The 2,836-nt window shown below is 44.6% G+C and carries 3 protein-coding genes; all 3 read right to left on the bottom strand.

Features of this window, described 5'->3' with window-relative positions; genetic code table 11:
• Positions 1 to 113 precede the first annotated feature (113 nt).
• Positions 114 to 998, bottom strand: coding sequence for a UDP-3-O-acyl-N-acetylglucosamine deacetylase (gene lpxC / locus Q0218_RS01880; protein WP_295144988.1), 885 nt, complete (start codon positions 996 to 998; stop codon positions 114 to 116).
• 63 nt (positions 999 to 1,061) lie between these two features.
• On the bottom strand, positions 1,062 to 2,429 hold the full coding sequence (locus tag Q0218_RS01875; protein WP_297965728.1) for a M23 family metallopeptidase: 1,368 nt from the start codon (positions 2,427 to 2,429) through the stop codon (positions 1,062 to 1,064).
• Between the two features lie 72 nt (positions 2,430 to 2,501).
• Positions 2,502 to 2,836, bottom strand: a 335-nt coding sequence (locus Q0218_RS01870) for a prephenate dehydrogenase dimerization domain-containing protein (RefSeq protein WP_297965726.1), incomplete at its 5' end; no start/stop codon positions are given.

Raw genomic sequence — 2,836 nt, 5'->3', positions numbered from 1 at the left:
AGAGACGTCGGATTTTTCTTCGCTAGAAATTTGCTCTATAAGCTCGCCGTTTTTGTCATAAATGCCAACGATTAGCGGCGAGCTAAGAGCGATAACTAAAATTTGGATATTTTTTATGCAAATACCTTTTGGTACTCGCGCGCGAAATCGCCTTTTAGTGTGACGATTTCGTAGTTTTTATCGTCGCTTAGGATGGCTAGCGTTAGCTCGTGGTTTAGCTCGTGGCTACCCGCAAAGCTAGTATAATCAGCCATCAAAGGCGCGCCCATCAGACTTAGATCGCCGATCGCATCTAAAATTTTATGACGAACGAATTCGTTTTCAAAGCGCAGGCCTTCAGGATTTAAAATTTTATTATCGTCGATAACTACGGCGTTATCTAGGCTGCCGCCGAGGGCTAAATTTTGCGCCCTTAGCATCTGCACGTCTTTTAAAAATCCAAACGTCCTAGCGCGCGCAATCTCCTCGATGTAGGCTTGTTTGCTAAACTCGAACACGTAGTTTTGCTCGCCTATTATCGGGTGGGCAAATTTGATCGTAAAGTCGAATTTTGGATTATTTGACGGTGTTACTCTGGCGAATTTTCCGTTTTTGTTTACTTCTACCGGACGTTTGATTACGATTACTTTTTTGTCCGCGTCAAGCTCCGCCGTACCGGCTTCATCTAGCATCATGCAGTAGCTTATCGCCGAGCCGTCCATAACGGGAACTTCATTGGCGTCTAGGACGATACGGACGTTGTCGATACCGTAGCCGTTTATCGCGCTTAGCAGGTGTTCGATCGTCGAGATGTAGCCCTCTTTGCCGCCGATTACGGTAGCCATTTGGGTATTTATGACGTTTTTCGGCTCTGCCTTAAAGCTCACTCCTAGGTCTTTTCTGTAAAATATTATTCCCGAATTCGCCCCGAGCGGTTCAAGCGTGATTTTTATCGGCTCGCCCTTGTGAAGCCCGATACCTACGCCTTCTACGGTTGATTTTATGGTTGTTTGTTTCAAATTTTCGCCCTTATTTTTCTTATTCTTGCCATTATACAACAAATTTACAACAAAACGGTAAATTTATTCGACCATTTTTTTGGCCGCGTTCAAAACGCCGGTTACGTTATCTTTCATCCAGCCGTTATCCATCCACTCTTCGGGGCGCACTTCTATGCCTTGCACCAGCATGCCAAAGTGCAAGTGATCGCCCATCGCTAGGCCCGTAACTCCGGTATTTGCGATGACGTCGCCGGCCTTGACGGAGTCGCCGGCCTTGATATTTAGCGAGCTGCAGTGTCCGTAGAGCGAAAAAAGGCCAAATCCGTGATTTATCAGGACGTTACGCCCGTAGATGCCATTTTCTGCGGCAAATTCAACCGTACCGTCGTTGCTAGCGACGATGTCGGCTTTTTGCGTCGAGGCTAGGTCGATACCCATGTGCCAGCTTTCGCTCACGTCTTTATCTTCAAAGGTATAGTATCTGTGGTCGCCGAAGCTCGCCACCGCTTTGCCGTTTTTTAGCGGGTAAAATTTATTTACGCTAAAATTTTCCGCCGCGTCTATTTCGACTTTTGCAGCGATTTGCGAGATTATTTTCTCATTTGCCTCGCGTAGATTTTCATTTACGAATTTCATTTTTTCCAGATTGCTCATCGCGTCGTAATTTTTGGCGTATTGCTGCGCTAGCTCAGGGATTTTCTCGTTTAAAAATCTACTTTGGCCGTCCAGTTTTATCTTTGAGATGCGGTATTTTTTGTCTTGGTAGAAAAATCTTATCTTGCTTTTTGTGATATTTCCCGCCGCATCAAGCGCTACGACGTCGGCGCTAAACGAGCCTTGCTGCGCCGGCCAAGCCACTAGCGAAGCGTAGTAGCCGTCTTTTACGAATTTGCTTGGGATAAATTTCTTACCGTAATTCGTCTCGATATAGACCTCTTTTAGCATTTCGTCGGTAGCCTTAAACACGACCGTCGCGCTACCGCCTTTCGTGATGGCGTACGAGTGGTTTAGGATATTTACGTCGGGTTTTTTGTTATCGACGGTGATTTTGACCTCTTTTTTTTGCGTATTGCCGAGGAAAAATCCCCATTTGCTAGTATCCGTGGCCTCGATCACGATATTGTAGATATCTTTTTGCGCGCCGAATCCAGTTTTCGGAAAGGTTAAATTTAAATCGACGATCTCAGACGGCGCTTCAAATTTTTGAGTTAGCAAATTTACGCTGCCTTTTTCGTCTACGAGCGAAATTTTAACCGATTTTACGCCGCTTTCGTCGGTTATTTTGATCGGCAGAGGCGAGGTTAGGTTCCAGTAAATTTGATCTGAGATGGCGATGCTAGGCGCTTCGCGTTCAAATGTTTTTGAAGTAAATAAAAAAGCTATCGCCGCAACTAAAAGCAAAATAATAACGCCGAAAAATATCAAATTCCCATTGCCGCGTCTTCTCATAAAATCTCCTAAATCTTAAAGACGCCGATTTTACTAAAAAGCGATAAATTTAAGGTAAATTTACCCCCGAATTTATAAAATTTCGCGTATTTTTCTAGCTTCGCTCATCCATTCTCGTAGCTCGTCCCACTTCTCGTTTTTGATTAAATTTTCGCATTCGTCAAGTTCTTTTTTGAAAAGGTCTATCGAATTTATTAAATTTTGCTTGTTTTGTTTAAAGATATCCGTCCACATCACGGGCGAGCTTTTGGCGATCCTGATCATGCCGTTAAATCCCGTGCCGCTTAGCGCGATGATATTTTTTTTGTTTTCTTTTTTTAGTACGCTGCTAGCTAGCGAAAAGCTGATGGCGTGGGGCAGGTGGGAGATGACGCTGGCGTGGTGGTCGTGCTCGGTTGAGCTCATGA

It is taken from the genome of uncultured Campylobacter sp., assembly GCF_938039245.1.
Taxonomy (GTDB): Bacteria; Campylobacterota; Campylobacteria; order Campylobacterales; family Campylobacteraceae; genus Campylobacter_A.
The sequence above is the reverse complement of the archived record's forward strand: the minus strand, read 5'-3'. Positions and strand labels throughout refer to the sequence as shown.